This window comes from Serratia sp. CY32780 (genome assembly GCF_052169135.1).
Lineage (GTDB): Bacteria > Pseudomonadota > Gammaproteobacteria > Enterobacterales > Enterobacteriaceae > Serratia > Serratia sarumanii.
In genome coordinates this window covers 721,767-739,381 of sequence record NZ_JBJNLI010000001.1, presented here as the reverse complement: position 1 = coordinate 739,381, position 17,615 = coordinate 721,767, and the positions used below count along the sequence as shown (strand labels likewise).

Sequence of the window (17,615 nt, the reverse complement as noted above, 5' to 3'; positions counted from 1 at the left end):
TTTTAAAAGAAAAATGAACTGTCTCAACATCCCCAGAGATCAGGAAATCCACATTTCCCAGGCGCGACATCCTTAAAGAAAATCTAATACGCCGCTTTATTAATGAATCCCTTGAAAATGGTCAGGAAGACGATTTTAATGTCCAACCAAACGCTCCAGTTACGGATGTAGTCGAGATCGAACTCAACGCGCTTTTGCATTTTTTCCAACGTATCCGTCTCGCCACGCCAACCGTTGATCTGCGCCCACCCCGTGATACCCGGCTTCATTTTATGGCGCAGCATATAGCCGTTGATCAACTTTCTATACTGTTCATTATGTGCCACGGCATGCGGCCTTGGGCCTACAATCGACATGTCGCCTTTCAGTACATTGACAAATTGCGGCAATTCATCCAGAGAGGTACGACGCAAGAAGGAGCCGACCGGCGTCAGGCGCGCGTCCCCTTTTTTCGCTTGAACGACTTTATCGCCATCTTCCATCACGGTCATCGAGCGGAATTTCCATACCTCGATGGCCTTGCCATCCATGCCATAACGCCTTTGTTTGAAAATGATGGGCCCGGAAGAGGTAAATTTGACCATGCAGGCGATCAGCAACAGAACCGGAGAAATGAACAGCAAAATAAATATTGACAGAATGATGTCTTCAATACGCTTAATTACCTGATTAATCCCGCTCATTGGCGTATCGAATAACGAAACGACGGGAACGCCATTAATCTCTTCCGATCGCGACTGTAATATGTTGAACGTAAAGATATCCGGGATCAGCATCACTGAGCAGGTCGTATCAGAAAGATCCGCGATCGTATCTTTGATCAATTTTTCCTGCTCCATCGACATTGCGATATAGACCCTATCGATACGCCCACTTTTCGCGTCGCTCACGAGCTGAGACAAGTCGCCGCAGCGTTCGATTTTGCTGTTCAACGGAGAATTATCGTTGTCGTAAATGCCCAACACTTTAAATCCCATCCAGTGCGCGTCACGTAAAGATTCTGCCAGACGAATACCGACGGGCATCGCACCCATGATGGCCACATTACGGGTATTGAAGCCAATATTGCGCATGTATCCCAAGAGCAGCCGGATCACGCTGCGCGTAATGACCAAACCGCAGCAGACCAGCAGATACCATTGGATATAGACGGAATACTCGTTATTGAACACATTTATCAACGCCACCGTTCCTGAGGTCAACAGCAGGCTCAGCGACCAGTTTTGCAAAATGAGCTGGATCTCCAGCCCCGCACGCACACCACGCCACGAACGATAAAAGTCAGTAATCCCACCAATCATTTGGAAGATAACGATCGATATTAATACCATAATCCAGTGTTGCACGCTAAATGCGGCACCGGAGATTAGGCAAGACAAGTACAGCCCGCTAAAGATAACGAAAATATCAGAGAAGCGCTGAAGCATTGAAGTAAGAGACGCATTAGTATGCAACACGCCCCGACGGAAACCGTTCATAGATAACTGCCTATTAACTATCATAGTATAGATGCCTTTTGTTAGTTTTCTCTGGTACCTATATCGCTTCACAACGCTGGGCATATACCGCTCGCCCAGCATTAAAATATAGCTTTAAAACCAGAGATCAGCGTCGAAGCAAGGCCAGTATTTCCTCTGTTTTTTGCTGCATCAGTGCAGGATTGGCTCGTGATTCGACATTCAAACGCACCACCGGCTCAGTATTTGAGCTACGTAAATTAAATCGCCAGTCTGCAAATTCCAGACTAATGCCATCGGTCGTGTCAAATTCCAGTGCCGAAGGCTGATAGCGATTGAGTACTCTTTCAATTGCAGCTTTTGGATCTTGCAGTTTGCTGTTAATTTCACCCGATGCTGGATAAGCGATCATTCGATCCCCGACCAACTCCCCGAGCGTCTTGTTTTTAATGCACAGCAATTCAGCAACCAACAACCATGGGATCATGCCGCTGTCGCAATATGAAAAGTCGCGGAAGTAATGGTGGGCGCTCATCTCACCACCGTAAACGGCATCTTCCAGGCGCATACGCTCTTTAATGAATGCATGGCCCGTTTTCGACATCACCGGCACCCCGCCTGCCTGCTTGACCACGTCGATGGTGTTCCAGCTCAAGCGCGGGTCATGAATGATCTTCGCCCCAGCGTCTTTCTCCAGGAACGCCTCCGCCAACAAGCCAACGATATAGTAACCTTCAATGAATCCGCCGTGTTCATCGAACAAGAAGCAGCGATCGAAATCACCGTCAAACGCGATTCCCATATCCGCCTTGTGCGCACGCACTGCTTGCGCCGTATCTTCCCGACACTCCGGCAGCAGCGGGTTAGGGATACCGTTGGGGAAATTGCCGTCAGGCTGGTGGTGAACCTTGATAAATTCAACCGGCACCTGAAGCTGCTTGAAACGCGATTCGACAGCATCGATAACGTGACCTGCAGCGCCGTTGCCGGAGTTGACGACCAGCTTCAACGGTTTGAAGTTAGCCGTATTCACATAGCTCAGCAGATGATCCACATATTCTTTTTCAATCGATATTGTTTCGTAGCTGCCGCGTCGGGTCGGATCCACCGCAGCGAAGTTATTATCTTCTGCCAAACGCTGAATATCGCGCAAACCGGTATCGCCGCTGATCGGTTTAGCCTGGCTCCGCACCAGCTTCATTCCGTTGTAATCCATAGGATTATGACTGGCCGTCACTTCTATGCCGCCATCGAGACCTAAGTGGAAAGTGGCAAAATAAATTTCTTCCGTCCCACTGACGCCAATATCCAGAACATTAACCCCGGCATCGCGCAGCCCTTCCGCCAACGCGAGTTTCAGTTCCTCGCTGGTCAAACGGATGTCTCCCCCGACGACAACGCTTTTAGGTTGCAAAAACTCCCCATATGCACGGCCGACACGATAGGCAATATCGTTGTTCAGCTCTTCACCCAGCTGCCCGCGAATGTCGTATGCTTTGAAACAAGTCAATGATTGAGACATGTTGAGATCCTTACCAAACGTAAATACAGTGATGCGGCTCAAATATCCACCGCACCAAAATGATTAATTATGCTGAGCGGAGTCGCCGATTCGCACGATATCGTCTTCTCCCAAATAGGCACCCGACTGAATCTCAATCAAATCCAGCGGGATTTTTCCCGGGTTTTCGAGAGAATGTTCGACCCCAAGAGGGATATAAACGGATTCGTTTTCACTGATCAGTTGCATTTTACCATTGGTATGCACTTTGGCAGTGCCTGACACCACTACCCAGTGTTCCGAACGATGATGGTGCATCTGCAAGGACAATTTCTCGCCTGGCTTTACAGTAATGCGGCGCACCTGGAAGCGATCGCCCTGAGCAATCGCATCATGTTTGCCCCACGGACGATAAACTTCACGGTGCTGTTTGCTTTCGGAACGCTTTTGTCGCTTCAGTTGGTTGACGATTTCTTTTACGTCTTGGACGTTATCTTTATCGGCAATCAACACGGCATCTTTGGTTTCAACCACAACCAAATTGGTCACCCCGACAGCGGCCACCAATTTATGCTCCGCGCGAATATAGTTATTTGAACAGTTATGCTCAAGAACATCACCGAAAGTAGAGTTCCCTTTTGTGTCTTTTTCACTGATTTCCCACAAAGCAGACCATGATCCCACGTCATTCCATCCCGCATCCAGGGGTACGACGACAGCATCGGCAGTTTGTTCCATCACGGCATAATCGACAGACTCATCCGGGCAGGCAATGAATGCATCTCGGTCAACGCGGATAAAGTCCATATCGGGGGTCAAATGCGCAAGCGACTGCTTACACGCGTCCAGAATATCTGGGCGGAAACGGCCTAATTCTTCCAGGTAACGGCTGGCTTTGAACAAAAACATACCGCTATTCCAGAGATAGTCGCCGCTGGCCAGATACTGCTGCGCCGTTTCAAGATTAGGCTTTTCGACAAAGCGCGAAACGCCGCAGATACTGGAACCGTCGACGCTGGCACCTTTTTGAATATACCCATAGCCCGTTTCCGGGCCCGTCGGAACGATGCCGAAAGTAGCCAGTTTTCCCGCTTCAGCATAGGGAATTGCCTGATTGACCGCATCGCGGAAAATCGCTTCGTCCTGAATGACGTGATCCGCGGCCAATACCAACATGAGCGGATCGTCACCGCTGGAAACCGCCTGCAAAGCGGCAAGCGCAATCGCCGGCGCCGTATTACGCCCTACCGGCTCCAGAATAATATTATGCGATAAACGCGTGATTTGGCGCAGTTGTTCGGCCACGATAAAACGATGCTCTTCGTTACATATAACAAGAGGATTAATAATCTCTAACCCTTTAAGCCGCATGACTGTCGTTTGCAACATGGAAAATTCATTGCACAGCGCTAAGAACTGTTTGGGGAATAATTCACGAGAAAGCGGCCACAGGCGACTCCCTGTTCCCCCAGCCATAATAACAGGATAAAGGTTACTCATTTTTACTCTCACCGATTAAATATAAATAGTAAAAAAATTATTTTCATTCCAAAAAACGGATGTATCGATTATCTGTAATGACGATAAGTATTGGATATCATTTTTTCTGAAGTAAAATTAGCATTGTAGAAATCGACACAGTCAACTTTCATTGCACTCCAATCGCGTTGGTCGCGAGCATTCAATATCTCAACGGCCTCATCGGCCTGATTGGTCGTAAACAGATACCCCGTAACGCCTTCGCTCACCACCTCCGGCAATGAACTGCAGCGGCTGGCGACAACGGGCAACCCATAGCTTTCAGCTTCAACGGCGACCAGACCGAACGACTCCCATCGGCTTGGCATCAACAACACGTCGGCGTAGGTGAAATAAGGCGCCATCTCTGCCGAAGTCAACCAACCTTTAAAATCCATCCGGGAATGTGGCGCCGGTTGCTCTTTTGCGTGTACATTGCCACCGACGATCGTGATTAAAAATCTGTCATCCAATTCGTCGGCAATCCGCTGAACCAAATCAAATCCTTTTTGATAATCAAAACGGCCGACAAACAATATATTTATTTTATCTTGGCGATAAGGATTGGTATCATCCGGCAGCTTTACAGGGGGTTCAACGCCATTATACACCACAGTCAAATTATCAGGACTCAATCCGGCCATCAGTGCCGTTCGTTTCTCATATTCGCTGGTACAGATGATAACATCGGTATTCTTTTGCAGAATTTTCTCTATCTTGGCATAAACCTTCTTTTTCTTTTCTGATGTGTCCATCAGGAAAGAAAAAGCATGCGGACAATAAATAATTTTAGGCCTGCATGTCATTCTTACCAATGGCGTTAACAGCCGGCAAACAACCCCCGCAAAAGTACTGTGGACGTGAATGACATCCGGTTTTTCTTTACGTACCATCTGGATATAGTTAATAGCCAAAGAGATAAACGAAGAAATATTTCTCCCTGTCCGCGTAAATACCTTCATTTTTTCTGCGGGGAAAGCGCCAATCTCACGATATTGACTATCGGGCAACACACAGTAAAAATCAAATTCATCATTTTGCTGTACAAGTTGTCTAATTACCGTAGCGACGCCACCCTTCACTGTTTCGGCGACATGCAGCACTTTTTTTTTCATTGCATAGATCTCGTCATTATCTCGCTCAACGCTGCTGCCGAACGCATCCAATCGAAACGTTTGACATTCGTAAATCCCTCAGCGATTAAAATTTGGCGCAACGCTTCATCCTGCATAATCCGCTCCAGTGCCTGTTTCATTTCCAGGATGTTTTCCGGATCAAAGTACAATGCACTCTTCGACAATACCTCGGGCATAGAAGCCCGATTGGACGCTACTATCGCACAACCACAAGCCTGCGCTTCTAACGGAGGAATGCCGAACCCTTCATATAAAGAGGGGAACACAAAGGCGCGAGCATGAGAATAGAGTTCTACAAGCTGTTGATCGCTCACACGCCCCAAAAACTGTATGTTATCGTTCCTTGCAGTTCCTTCCGTCGAAAACCCAACATCCGCGAAATTCTTGTTGGCGGCCCCAATGATTTTCAGCGTCACATCCTGGCCGTTTGCCATTTGAGAGAAAGCGGCAATCAGACCATGAAAGTTCTTATGATAATTTGGAGACGAAACGGCCAATAAATAAGGGCGTTCTGTATTGGATGCCGACGCAATGGGTTTAAACTGCTCGGACACCGCATTATAGATTACGTAAATATTATTTAATGGGTAGTCAAACGCCTGGCTAATTTCTTTTTTAGAAAATTCGCTAACTGTAATCAACGCCTTACTGTGACGCAACATCAGGGGAACAAAGTTATTATAAACGAAACGAAACTTTGCAGAGTAACTTTGCGGATAGCGTTTATATATAACATCGTGATGAGTAACAATTTTATTACGATAAAAGATCGGAGCCGTATTGCAAAGATTTATTAGAAGCGGGCTTTTATTTTTCTTTAAAAAAGCAGGAAGCTCTACCTGCTCCCAAAAGTGACCGCTTTTCTTACCCACCACCTGAACATTCAATTGCGACGCGATATCGTGGTGAATAATTTTAAGTGGCGAGACAAAAACGATATCATGCCTAATCTTACTCAGCGCAAGGCATATTTCCTGAGCGAACCGCTGAACCCCTGTCAAATCCTGCGTTAAGAATCGCGCATTGACATAAATCATTAATTACCTCGCAATTTTAAATAATACCGTGTCAATGTAGCGATTGCACATAACCTACATTCTTTCTTGAGCGACTCACGGAACCCGTCTCCGGCGTTCTAATCGATAATAACAAAATCGATATTATGATTGCGAATATATAGCCTGGATAGTTTGTCAACGGGTTATTATAAACGAAATTCATCGAAAGCGAGATCATCCAGTATAGGTAAACACTGGGATTAAGGCCAAGACGAGTACGCTGATAAAGAATGCCAAGAATTATCGTAGCGACAATAACCAGAAGGATAATTCCGACATTACCGTAATTCGACAACATGTAGATATACATACTATCAAGCGGGATTGAGTTCGTATTGTCATCACCAACCACCGCGTTACCATTCACAGCGTACCCAGCACCGATAAATGGCGAATACTCACTGTCAGCTCGCACGGCTTCTATATTGACCGTACGAAGTAAAATGCTGTTCTCCGCGTAAGCATTCTCCTTCGGGAATATCATCTCATAAATACTGTAATTGGTCGTCGTAATATAAAAGAACAGTGACAAGACCATCGTTACCATAGTGACTGAATTCAGGCTAAAACGTTGAGAGAAAAAGCGTCTCAGCATCAGGAACATGATATAAAGCAGTGCCATGATAATCGCCGTTTTCGATGTTGAAAATGCGATCCCAACCATAATGAGAAGAATATATTTCTTGCGATTTTTTTCGCTTACATAAGGCGATAATACCAGTGCAAAAAACAGATATTCACTGAGGCTGAATGGCCCGGTGAGCAGACCAAAAGCACGTAATTGCCCCTGAATGGTGCGTAACAGAAGACCATATTCTTTACCAAACTGTGTCAACTGTGGGCCAGGGTCAAAACCGATTAGTGCATAAAGCAGGCCTGCCAAACTGGATTCGGCGACCGCAAAGAGCGCATTCAATACGGCAAAGAAAATATAGTACTTAATGATTTTATTAACAATCTCGACACGCTCATTATATTCAAAAAGAAGTAAAACGGCGGCAAAGAAAAAAGAACCGAATGTCAGTAACTCTAAGCGAAACTGAACGATAGAGCGGAAGAAATCAAACCTGCCGGTGATCATACTTAAAAGTACATAAACTAACGAGAAGATCACCATCGACAGGAAAAAGATCATTACGCTTCTACACTGTTTTGACACGTTAGGGTTACGCGCAAAAAGCAAGATTAGGACGAAAACCGGCACTGCCATGGCAAAAAAGTCTTTATATAATAAAAGTGCCCTGGTCGACATATACGCAGCGACGGTCACAACGCCATTCAATGAGAGCAATGTCATGTACATCAGCAAAAGAAAAACAACCAACGACTTTGTCGATACCCTCATTATGACCCTCTATACACGCTCTCATAAGCATCGGTTATTTTTTCTAGTTCAAAAAACGAACGACGCGGTTTGTTGTTATTTTCTCTCACGACGCTAACCACACTGGCGACAGAAAAATCTTTTAGCTCGAAAATATTATCATAAAAAGCTGCGATTTCTGCCACTCCGCCATTGAAAGGCGTATACACAACCTTACCAGAGATGGCCGATTCCGCAACGGTTCGCCCAAAGGGCTCATTCCATCGCGTTGGTAGAACAACGGCGTCAATCTGCGTCATAAACTCTTCAATCTTGATAAAGCCAAGCAAATGAATACCTGCCTCCAACGCTAACACCTTCAACTTCTCGCCAGCGGCGTCACCATTGAATCTGCCGGCGGCGTAGAATGCAACCTGCGGATCGCCGCTGGCCTGTTTTGCCAGAGCACAAAACTCATCAAAACCTTTGTCTTCGGTGAGGCGACCGACAAAACCGATCCTGACCTTTTCGTTGACGGTCGGTACATACTCTATCGCGGCGACAGGATTGTAGATATGCGTATGTACCGCGTTGCGCGCAAATCCATTTTCCCGATGCAAGGCGGAAATATATTTACTTATGCCAACAAAAACGTCTACGCGCTGACTGGCTTTTTTCTTCAGAAAAGATGCGATGCGCACTGCAGACGACTGTACGTCCATATTTTGGCCATGTTTAAACAACGTGCCGTTCGGATGGAATAGATAATAATCGCGAGTCGTGTGTACCACGCGCGCCCCCAGCTTCTTGGCCACTCGCCACGCTGCGACGGAAAAACCGCTGAGGTTGTTGGTATGCACCACATCCGGAGAAAATTTGCGCAGCTCCTTACGCATGGCACGAGCCATAAATGGATTATAAGAATCAAGCAGATGCCACACCGCTTTCTTTAATTTGCTTGCCGAAGAAGCCTGAAATGGCCAGTACATATTTTTGAGAGGTAAATAAGCAATATGAACGCCATTAAGAGTGTCATATTTTATCTCATCAAATTCATGAAGACAAAACACACCAACTTCATGCCCGGCTCGTTGCAGGCTTTCAGCCAACAACTGAACTGATACTTCAGCACCACCGATTTTATAAGGAGCATAAAGTGTGTTAATTAAAGCAATCTTCATTTTCCATCACCACGGTAAATTTATAAAATTAAAATTTATTTTTAATCAGCGTAATATCCGCGTTTTCATAACTCTCATAGTTTTTATAAATCGCGTTAACAAATTCACTCCACTCTGGCGATAAAACTTTCTCATCAAGTACGTAAGCGATTATTTTAATTTTTTCATCATATATTTTTACGAGATTGTCATACAATGATGAATAAAATCCGGCTATACAACTGACGTTCTCACCAGCCACAATGGGATAAACCTCAAAGGGAAAATCCAACCGACGGACCTCTACAGACTTTCTGATTTCATCTATTTTCTCTTCACGCTCGCGGCGGTGGGGAATATAAACAAGCTCGGCACCCATCTGATTTGACTTTAAGTCATTTATCATTCTTAGCGTCAAGTCAATATCATCAACAGACGTTACCCCTGCCTCATAAAGCGGCGTACCTATAATGAAGACCCTGTTCTTTCCATCAGGAAGACTGGCCAGTTTAGCCTTAAAATTTTGGTAACTGTGCTTAACGACCACATCTCTTTTTGAAACATTACCTTCGATGTCATAAACAGAGAAAAAGGTTATTTTTTCTCTCTCATTATTGGTCATACCAAGTGACTTGAGGAAAACCGACTTCACGACGCCCCGAGCAGTGAGATTATTGTAGCGTTTAATTCTGAGCGTTGCCGTACCATCATCCAGCAGGACCACATTTCTTCTCGAATATTTATGCGCTAAAATCCAAAAAACCCTCGCGCGATACTCACCGGCAATCAAAGTGACAGTTTCCTTCGCACTCACCACCGATGTTACACTCTTCAATTGCCGTTTAATATCAAAAGCATTACCCAGTTTCCCTTCAACATCAATGGTTTCCAGGGAGCGATGCTTAATCATGTTCAACAGATAAACAATCTGCCCGTGATTCAACGCAGAATTGGCCGAACGCTTATTGACAATCAGCAGATCGAGCACAATGTTCTTCGCATCAAGATACTCAATGAGATTAAAAGCCTGAAGCGGTGACTCAATATACGCAATGTATTTACTCATATTTCTAATATCCGATTAAGCTACGGGCATGAATGTATAACTGCCGTTCAATGAAATTTGCCTTCAGCCTTAAGCTGCAGATAGTGAGCAACATCGCGTTGCGAAAAGGGTTTCGCTGGATGGCCGCCGGCTATAGCGTAGGGCTCTATATCTTTAACCACCACGCTGCCGGCTTGGATAATGGCCCCTTCCCCAATGGAAACCCCGGGCAGAACAATCACATTGATCCCAAGCCAAACATTATCCCCGATATGCGTATCCTTAATCACATAAGTGTTATCGTAGGGAATCGCATTCCCATGATGATTGTGATTTTCTGTGATCAATACACAACCAAAACCACAGTGGAAATTATCACCGATAGTAACACCGCCCTTTCCAACCACCGTCAAACCATTGGAGTTAAAGTTATCACCAAGTCGGGTTTTATTATTAACGATAGTTAAAAAGTTAATTTTCGGATCTTGACCACATCTTTCAGCCATTCTGATAACTTTTGAACGATAACGCTGCTTACGTAAGTTTCGCAACCATCGTTTAAGACTTGCTATCATCTTTTCCTCTCAATACTGATCTGTCGCTTACCACAATAAAAAGTCACTGCACACGCATAAAAACTAGAAATTGCATAAACCAGGCAGAAATACTCAACTTTGATTTCTGTCATGGTGATGACAAATATACCAATCAAATGCGTTATCATCGAACCCATGGTAATAATTGAGATTAATTTATTTTTACGATAGTAAAACAGTGAGTGCGTAAAAATATAATAAATCGATAAAAATGCAGTTCCAGGCAAAAGAATGTTGAAGTAATAAATAGCGCGATTGAACTCAGCATTAAACAGATACGGGAAAGCAAATGGCAAAATAAAGAAGTAAATAATGCACGAAACGATAACCAGAGCTGTGTAACCATATTGAATGAGCTCGACCCCTCTAAAATCGTTCGCTTTAAGCTTGCGATAAATGAAAGGTTGGAACGCCTGGTTGATTACGCCGAAAAAGAGCATAACGATAGAGGTTAGCTGAAACGCCAAGCCATAAACCCCGACTACCGCCGTACTCATGTAATGCGCTATGAAGAATCTATCTACCGAGGATTTAATCCAATAACTGCCATGATGTGGCAATAGGGATACCCCGTAGCTAATGATTTCCTTATAACGCTTACGCAACGGTTGGAGCACGCTGCGTTCAACCGCTATTTTTCTGTAAACAAAGAACTCGTAGGCCAGCTGAATGCTGAAAAATGATGCCGCGATCGCTATCAAACGTTGTCCTGGCGTCGACGCTATCATTTCAAAAAGAGCGATAGTGAATAAAACGTTGAATGCGGAAAGCAAAAATTGGCCGATAGCGGCAACTTTATAGGTCTGACTAATGCGCAAATGCGATAAATTGATAAAGTTCAGCGCCTGCGCCAGAGATGCCAAAACAACCAGAAAACCGTCGCTGAAAGAAACAGAGATCTTGGTGACCAGTGTGACAATGTAGAATATAGCCACCAGTAGCGCGCTCGACGCGAAAGCCAAGGCGATGTTATCTCTGCGGAACACCAGGGAGCTCCCTTCCCCCTCCTGCATGTATTTGACCGGCAACAGACCTTGACCACTGAACGAAATGAAAATGATCAAGATCTGAATAACGGACAAATAAAGAGTCAGCGCGCCGTACCCCGACGCGCCTAGGTGTGCTGTCAAATAAGGCAATATGATGAAGCCGATGACCTTGCCGAGAATATCCCCTACCGACAAGGCCGCAGCCCCCATAATGGCTTTACTCATTTACAGATACTTTTCCAGGAAGTTAAGCGCATGCCAGAACCCTTCCCCTTGGTTTTTGTGCCCCTGCCACACTTCAGGAATAAACTGCGCTCCCGGCGCATGACGCCGCAGATCATCAGCCAGCTCGTCAAAGTTCACATCGCCTTTACCGATCTGTACCCCTTCACCATCCACTCCCAAAGCATCAACAATATGCATATGTGCGGTGTAAGGGCCGACCTTCTGGGTAAACTCATGAAGATCCCATTGGTAGTAATTACAAGCCATCATGGAATGCGACGTGTCATAACAGATGCGGTAGCCGTATTTCTCACAGAACGCTTTAATCTCGTCCGGATCGACAAACAGGTTATGGTAGCTTTGACCACCAAAGTGCCATGGGAACGGAGGCATCGTCTGGATGATGATTTCAACACCTTCTTGATTGATTTCACCCAGAGCGGCGCCAATGCGTTCGTACATCGCCTGGCGTGATTCTTTTGGCAAGAAACCGGTGGTATTGAAACCGCCTGCATTCACCACGATGACCGGACGCTCAGTTTTCGGGAAATATTGCTTCAACGCGCGAGTCACATCGCAGACACGCTGCAGCTGTTTGATCGAATGAGCAAGATAAACGGGATCATCCGTCGCCAGATCCAAAATATGATCGTTGGCGAACAGCTCGGGGCTATGTACCGCAAAACCGATATTTTCAGCGCCGGAGAAGAATTCTGTCAAATCGAGTTCCATATCCTGATAGCTCAGATGGAACTCGACGAAGTCCAGATTGGATTTATTCTTCAACTTGCCGTAATCGTGGTAGCGCACTGGAATGCCGAACGGACGATTGAAATCATAGTCCTTGGCTTCTATCGCCACATCATTTAGATCCGACTCATAGAAATATCCGCCTTTTTCGTGGTCACGATTGGCTTTCTTACCGACCAATTGCTCCAGATAAAGAGGCTGCAGACCCTGCCCCGGACTCTTGACTTCAACCATCTCGCGAGTGATGATTTCACCTTTTTTCAGATCGCGATTGATAATCAAACTTTTTGCCAGAGTTTCGCGGTTGATCATTTCCCCTTGGGTGATAGTACGTTCGCCGGCGTTGCCCATGGACTCTTCAACTTCGCGGATACGTACGACCATCTCTTTGAACTCAGGGGGTAACAACGACACCTTGTGGTCGTTGCCTTCCATGGATTTGTCGATGGTGAAGTGTTTTTCGATCACTCTTGCGCCCAGCGCGGTCACGGCGATCGGCACTGAAATGCCACGCTCATGGCCAGAATAGCCGACCAAGCAGCCCGTCACCTGCTGCAGACGTTTGATATAGGCCAGGTTGACGTCTTTGAACGGCGTCGGATACGTAGAATTGCAATGCAGGATCACAAACTCGGCACCTTTCGATTTCAAGAAGTCTACCGAGCTTTTGATTTCTGCTTCGCTGCACATACCGGTAGAACAAATCAGCGGTTTGCCCGTAGCGGCCAACGCGGCCAACATTTCGTGGTTAGTGAAGTCAGCGGAAGCGACCTTATAACCTTCCATGCCGTAGTTTTCCAACACTTCCAGGCTCTTCAGATCCCAAGGAGTACACAGCGGGGTCAGCCCCTTCTCCTTGCAATAATCGAACACTTCAATCAGTTCTTCATTGCTGAGCTGGAATTTTCTCAGCAGATCCAGCGTGTACTGTGCGCCAAGATCGGCGGATTTGTCTTTATCGTTGCCGCCCTTATACAAAGAGCTCAGATCGCGCATTTGGAACTTGACGCAATCGGCGCCCGCGTCAACCGCCAGGTCAACCAGATGCTTAGCCAGCTTAATATCGCCATTATGGTTGTTGCCAATTTCAGCAATAATGTAAGTCGGCGAGGTTTCCGTGATAGTGTGTTTGCCAATCGTCAGGCCTTTTTCGCTTTGCAGCGCAACGGCGACCAAACGACGATAATCATCAACCAGCGGCAGAACGTCAACGCCATTCGAAAACAGCGATTCAATCTCATTGCGTGGCGCATCCACTTTTTTATAGCGGACGTTCTGATTCATCACTTCCGACATTTCGCGGCTCAGATCGAAGTCGCCGTTAGTGATCCAACGACGGAAATCACCGTCTGAGAAAGAGCCGCACAGCTTGCCGTCTTCAGTGACAACAAAAATAATGCGCTTTTTATTCGAGTTGATTTTTTCTAAGGCTTTAATGATTGATTCGGTTTCAAACACTAAAAAGTCAGATATTTTTTTCTGAATTAACATAAATTATCTCCCACTCCAATTTTTCAAAATTACTTCAACAACCGCCCAGTCCAGCATGGTGTCAATTTCAAAGCTTTCCTCTTCCGACATCTTATGCGCTACAACTTTGCCACCAAGACGATTACCGGTACTGAGGAGAATTTCGCTTTTCGTAACGTAAATTGAACCATTTTCTTTAAGTTTGATATTTTCAGGCTTAATATCTTGCCGACGCGGACGGTTTAAGTAGTCGTAATAGGCTTTCGGATTATCTTCATTTTCCCACAAGAAATGCCAAAACTCACATACGCTCAGCAGTGAATCGGCTTTCTTTTCAATAATCTTTCTGATTGCAGAATCAATCGCATCATCTTTGCGAACAGGAGAAGTAGCCTGCAACAGGACGGTATACTCAGGGTGGTAACTCTCATGTTCAGCCAACCACTCCAGCGTATGCAAAAGCGCGGGCTCAGTCGCAGCGGTATCGTTCGCCAGATGGGCCGGACGCATGAACGGGACTTCCGCGCCATATTCTCTGGCTACGGCAGCGATATCTTCACAATCTGTAGAAACAATAACACGATCAATACTCGAAGAATTTAATGCCTGCTCTATGCTCCAAGCGATTAATGGTTTACCTGCAATTTCTTTAATATTTTTTTTGGGAATACCTTTCGACCCACCCCTTGCCGGAATAATTGCAAGATTACTCATTTATTCTCTCCGAAATTGGATTTTATGCATTACTTTTGAATGAATCAGAAAGCTCCTCATAATGAGGAGCTTTTACATAGAAGGGAGTTTATTTATATTCGTAAGCGTAGTAGCCGTAGGCGCTACCCGATTTATTTTCAACGGCGTTAAGGATAATACCTTTAATTTCCATGCCGTTTTGTTCGAAGCGACGAATACTCACCTCAATCTCTTTCAGCGAGTTCACGCCGTAACGTGCAACCAACAGCGTCGTGCCGACATTGCGCGCCACAATAGCGGCATCCGTTACCGCCAGGATCGGTGGGGTATCGACCAACACGATGTCATACTCTTTGCCCGCCCACTCCAGGAACTCTGTCAGGCGGTTGTGCATCAACAACTCCGATGGGTTCGGAGGAATCTTGCCGCGCGAGATAAAGCTGAGATTCTCGATCGATGTTTGCTTGATCGCTTGCTGCGCCGACGCCTGGCCGGACAACACGTCAGACAACCCCAATCCCAATTCACAGTTCAACAACGAGTGGGCATAACCTTTGCGCATATCGGCGTCAACGACCAAAATGCGCTGACCCGCCTGGGCGATCACCGCCGCCAGGTTAATGCTGACAAACGTTTTACCGATGCTTGGGCTGGCACCGGAAATCATCAGAACGTTATTTTTGGCTTCCAGCGAGGCAAAATGCAGACTGGTACGCAAGCTTCTGACGGCTTCAATCGCCAAGTCCGCCGGGTTGCCCACGGCAAGTAGGGTGTAACTCCTGTTACTGCTGCGCTTGCCGGACAGCATGGTCTCGCGGTCGCTCTTTTGCTGCCATTCGGACAGCGGAATACTCGCGTAAACGTTGATCCCCTGCTGTTCCAACTGTTCCGGACTTTCGATGCCGCGATGCAGCATGGTTTTAAGCAAAACGAAACCGGTGGAGAATAGACCGCCTAACAACGTGACTATCAAAACGATAATGGTTTTTTGCGGTTTAACCGGACGAGGCTGCGTAACGGCAGGATCCACAATACGTACGTTACCGACTGTGCTTGCCTTGGTGATGCCCAGTTCTTGCTGTTTATTCAGTAACTGCATGTAGATCTCTTGCCCTGCCTGTACATCACGGGTCAAACGCAAGATTTCCTGCTGGGTCTTCGGCATAACGCTAACGCGCTTGTTCAGCTTATCTTTTTCTTGTTGCAACGTGGCGCGTTTTTCCATCAACGCACGATAAGCCGGGTGCTCTTTGGTATAAAGCTTGGAAATTTCCGCCTCTTTGAACGTCAGCTCGTTCAGTTGAGCCTCAACCCCCACAATCGTGTCCAAAACAGACTTCGCTTCAAGGGACAAATCGACAGAATCATTCGCCTGACGGAAACGGTTGAGTTTATCTTCGGCACTATCCAAAGAACTACGAACTTCAGGCAACTGATCTTTCAGGAAGTCCAGACTTTTAGCCGCCTCTTCCGATTTACGTTCGACGTTCTGCAACAGGTAATTTTTGCTGATGCTGTCAAGAATGTTTCGCACCAAGACAGGATCATCCCCGACCAGGCTCAACGCCAGCACGCCGGTGTCTTTACCTTTGTCTTCAACCGTCAAAGCATCCAGCAGATTGTTGGTCGCCACCAAACGCGGCAACTTGGCGATTTCAAAGACAGTGCCTGGCTCCGCCGAAATTTCGCTAACCAGCAAAGAAATCCCATGGCCACTCTCCAGCGCGCCAACCTTCCCCTTGATAATCTCGGTGCCGTTGTTGCTCAGCACATATTGCTGGGCATCAATCACGGTCAATTCCAGCTCAACATCGTCAGAGTTGGCAGGCACATTGAGACGGGACAGCGCAATTTTGGCAGGTTCGCTACCCGTCAAACGAGCCCAGCCGCGGCCAAAAATCGGGAAGTACTTCTGCTGCACCACCGTTTCAAGATTCAGATCATCGACAGTCTTACCCGTCACCATGCGTGACTTGATCAGTTCAATCTCCGTGGAAGAACCCGGCTGACTGTTAGGCAACATTTGAGATAGGTCGTTGACCAACGAGTTCCCGACGTTTTGCTCAACCTGAACCATGGCGTCAGCTTGATATATAGGCGTGGCGAACAGGGAATAAATGATACCGGCAACAGAGAATAACGCTGTAATCCCGATGATGAGCCAGCGGTGATCAATTAAAGTTCCCAGCAAGCGACTTAGATCAATCTCATCATGATTATTGGCTGTTGATAAGCCTGGTTTCGTATTATCAGTCATTGTAATCTCTGGTTAACGATTTAATGCCTGGGCCCATTTTTGGGCTGCATCATCAAGAAGGCGGTAAACAAACTCAAACGCTTCGGCGCTCTTTCTGTAAGGATCGGGAATTTCTTTCTGCCCCAACCAATGGGCGAAAAGCATGGTTTTGCCTCTGACCTCCGGCGCCAAGCGGCAAACAGCATCAATATGCCCTTTCTCCATAACCAGAATTAATGAATATTCCCGGCACATTTCTTTCGTCAACTGCCTGGCTTCATGCCCTTCTAACGACAGCTGATGTTTTTCCGCAATGGAAATAGCGCTCTTATCCGCGGTTTTGCCAACCAAGGCACCGATGCCTGCGGAAGCGATCTCTTTGTCCGGCAGATGCTGCTTCAAGAGACGCTCCCCCGTAGGGGAGCGGCAAATATTACCTACGCAGACAACCAAGATAGAATCAAACATGGCTAGCCTC

14 protein-coding genes are annotated in these 17,615 nt (G+C 46.3%); all 14 read right to left on the bottom strand.

The features are described 5' to 3' along the window. Nucleotides 1-83 precede the first annotated feature (83 nt). Nucleotides 84-1,478 carry an undecaprenyl-phosphate glucose phosphotransferase gene (gene wcaJ / locus ACJ8HH_RS03655; RefSeq protein ID WP_033638709.1) on the bottom strand — a complete coding sequence of 465 codons (1,395 nt, stop codon included), beginning with the start codon at nucleotides 1,476-1,478 and terminating at the stop codon, nucleotides 84-86. A gap of 127 nt (nucleotides 1,479-1,605) precedes the next feature. Then, the gene (gene cpsG, locus ACJ8HH_RS03650; RefSeq protein ID WP_033637752.1) at nucleotides 1,606-2,979 is read right to left on the bottom strand and encodes a phosphomannomutase CpsG; all 1,374 of its coding nucleotides are present in this window, start codon (nucleotides 2,977-2,979) and stop codon (nucleotides 1,606-1,608) included. Nucleotides 2,980-3,042: 63 nt separating this feature from the next. Beyond that, nucleotides 3,043-4,458, bottom strand: a complete 1,416-nt coding sequence (locus ACJ8HH_RS03645) for a mannose-1-phosphate guanylyltransferase/mannose-6-phosphate isomerase (RefSeq protein ID WP_033646763.1) — start codon at nucleotides 4,456-4,458, stop codon at nucleotides 3,043-3,045. Nucleotides 4,459-4,526: 68 nt separating this feature from the next. Next, a complete protein-coding gene (locus ACJ8HH_RS03640; RefSeq protein WP_060451428.1) occupies nucleotides 4,527-5,591 on the bottom strand; it encodes a glycosyltransferase family 4 protein in 1,065 nt (354 codons plus the stop codon). After that, the gene (locus tag ACJ8HH_RS03635) at nucleotides 5,588-6,649 is read right to left on the bottom strand and encodes a glycosyltransferase (RefSeq protein WP_197766155.1); all 1,062 of its coding nucleotides are present in this window, start codon (nucleotides 6,647-6,649) and stop codon (nucleotides 5,588-5,590) included. The genes ACJ8HH_RS03640 and ACJ8HH_RS03635 overlap by 4 nt, the downstream gene beginning before the upstream one ends. Before the next feature lie 31 nt (nucleotides 6,650-6,680). Then, on the bottom strand, nucleotides 6,681-8,015 hold the full coding sequence (locus ACJ8HH_RS03630; RefSeq protein ID WP_033637748.1) for an O-antigen ligase family protein: 1,335 nt from the start codon (nucleotides 8,013-8,015) through the stop codon (nucleotides 6,681-6,683). Beyond that, the gene (locus ACJ8HH_RS03625; protein ID WP_060418364.1) at nucleotides 8,015-9,154 is read right to left on the bottom strand and encodes a glycosyltransferase family 4 protein; all 1,140 of its coding nucleotides are present in this window, start codon (nucleotides 9,152-9,154) and stop codon (nucleotides 8,015-8,017) included. Before ACJ8HH_RS03625 ends, ACJ8HH_RS03630 begins: the two co-directional genes overlap by 1 nt. A gap of 28 nt (nucleotides 9,155-9,182) precedes the next feature. Next, entirely contained in the window at nucleotides 9,183-10,199 is a 1,017-nt protein-coding gene (locus tag ACJ8HH_RS03620; protein ID WP_060451426.1) for a hypothetical protein, read from the bottom strand. A 47-nt stretch (nucleotides 10,200-10,246) separates the two neighbouring features. Next, nucleotides 10,247-10,753, bottom strand: a complete 507-nt coding sequence (locus ACJ8HH_RS03615; protein WP_071998120.1) for an acyltransferase — start codon at nucleotides 10,751-10,753, stop codon at nucleotides 10,247-10,249. Next, nucleotides 10,750-11,988: an oligosaccharide flippase family protein gene (locus tag ACJ8HH_RS03610; RefSeq protein WP_033637744.1), complete on the bottom strand. Its 1,239-nt coding sequence runs from the start codon at nucleotides 11,986-11,988 to the stop codon at nucleotides 10,750-10,752. Before ACJ8HH_RS03610 ends, ACJ8HH_RS03615 begins: the two co-directional genes overlap by 4 nt. Beyond that, the gene (locus tag ACJ8HH_RS03605) at nucleotides 11,989-14,229 is read right to left on the bottom strand and encodes an N-acetylneuraminate synthase family protein (protein ID WP_033637743.1); all 2,241 of its coding nucleotides are present in this window, start codon (nucleotides 14,227-14,229) and stop codon (nucleotides 11,989-11,991) included. A 3-nt stretch (nucleotides 14,230-14,232) separates the two neighbouring features. Beyond that, on the bottom strand, nucleotides 14,233-14,922 hold the full coding sequence (locus tag ACJ8HH_RS03600) for an acylneuraminate cytidylyltransferase family protein (RefSeq protein ID WP_033637742.1): 690 nt from the start codon (nucleotides 14,920-14,922) through the stop codon (nucleotides 14,233-14,235). 88 nt (nucleotides 14,923-15,010) lie between these two features. Further along, entirely contained in the window at nucleotides 15,011-17,158 is a 2,148-nt protein-coding gene (wzc, locus tag ACJ8HH_RS03595) for a tyrosine-protein kinase Wzc (RefSeq protein WP_039566818.1), read from the bottom strand. A gap of 12 nt (nucleotides 17,159-17,170) precedes the next feature. After that, on the bottom strand, nucleotides 17,171-17,605 hold the full coding sequence (locus ACJ8HH_RS03590; RefSeq protein ID WP_033637740.1) for an arsenate reductase/protein-tyrosine-phosphatase family protein: 435 nt from the start codon (nucleotides 17,603-17,605) through the stop codon (nucleotides 17,171-17,173). Between the last annotated feature and the right edge of the window lie 10 nt (nucleotides 17,606-17,615).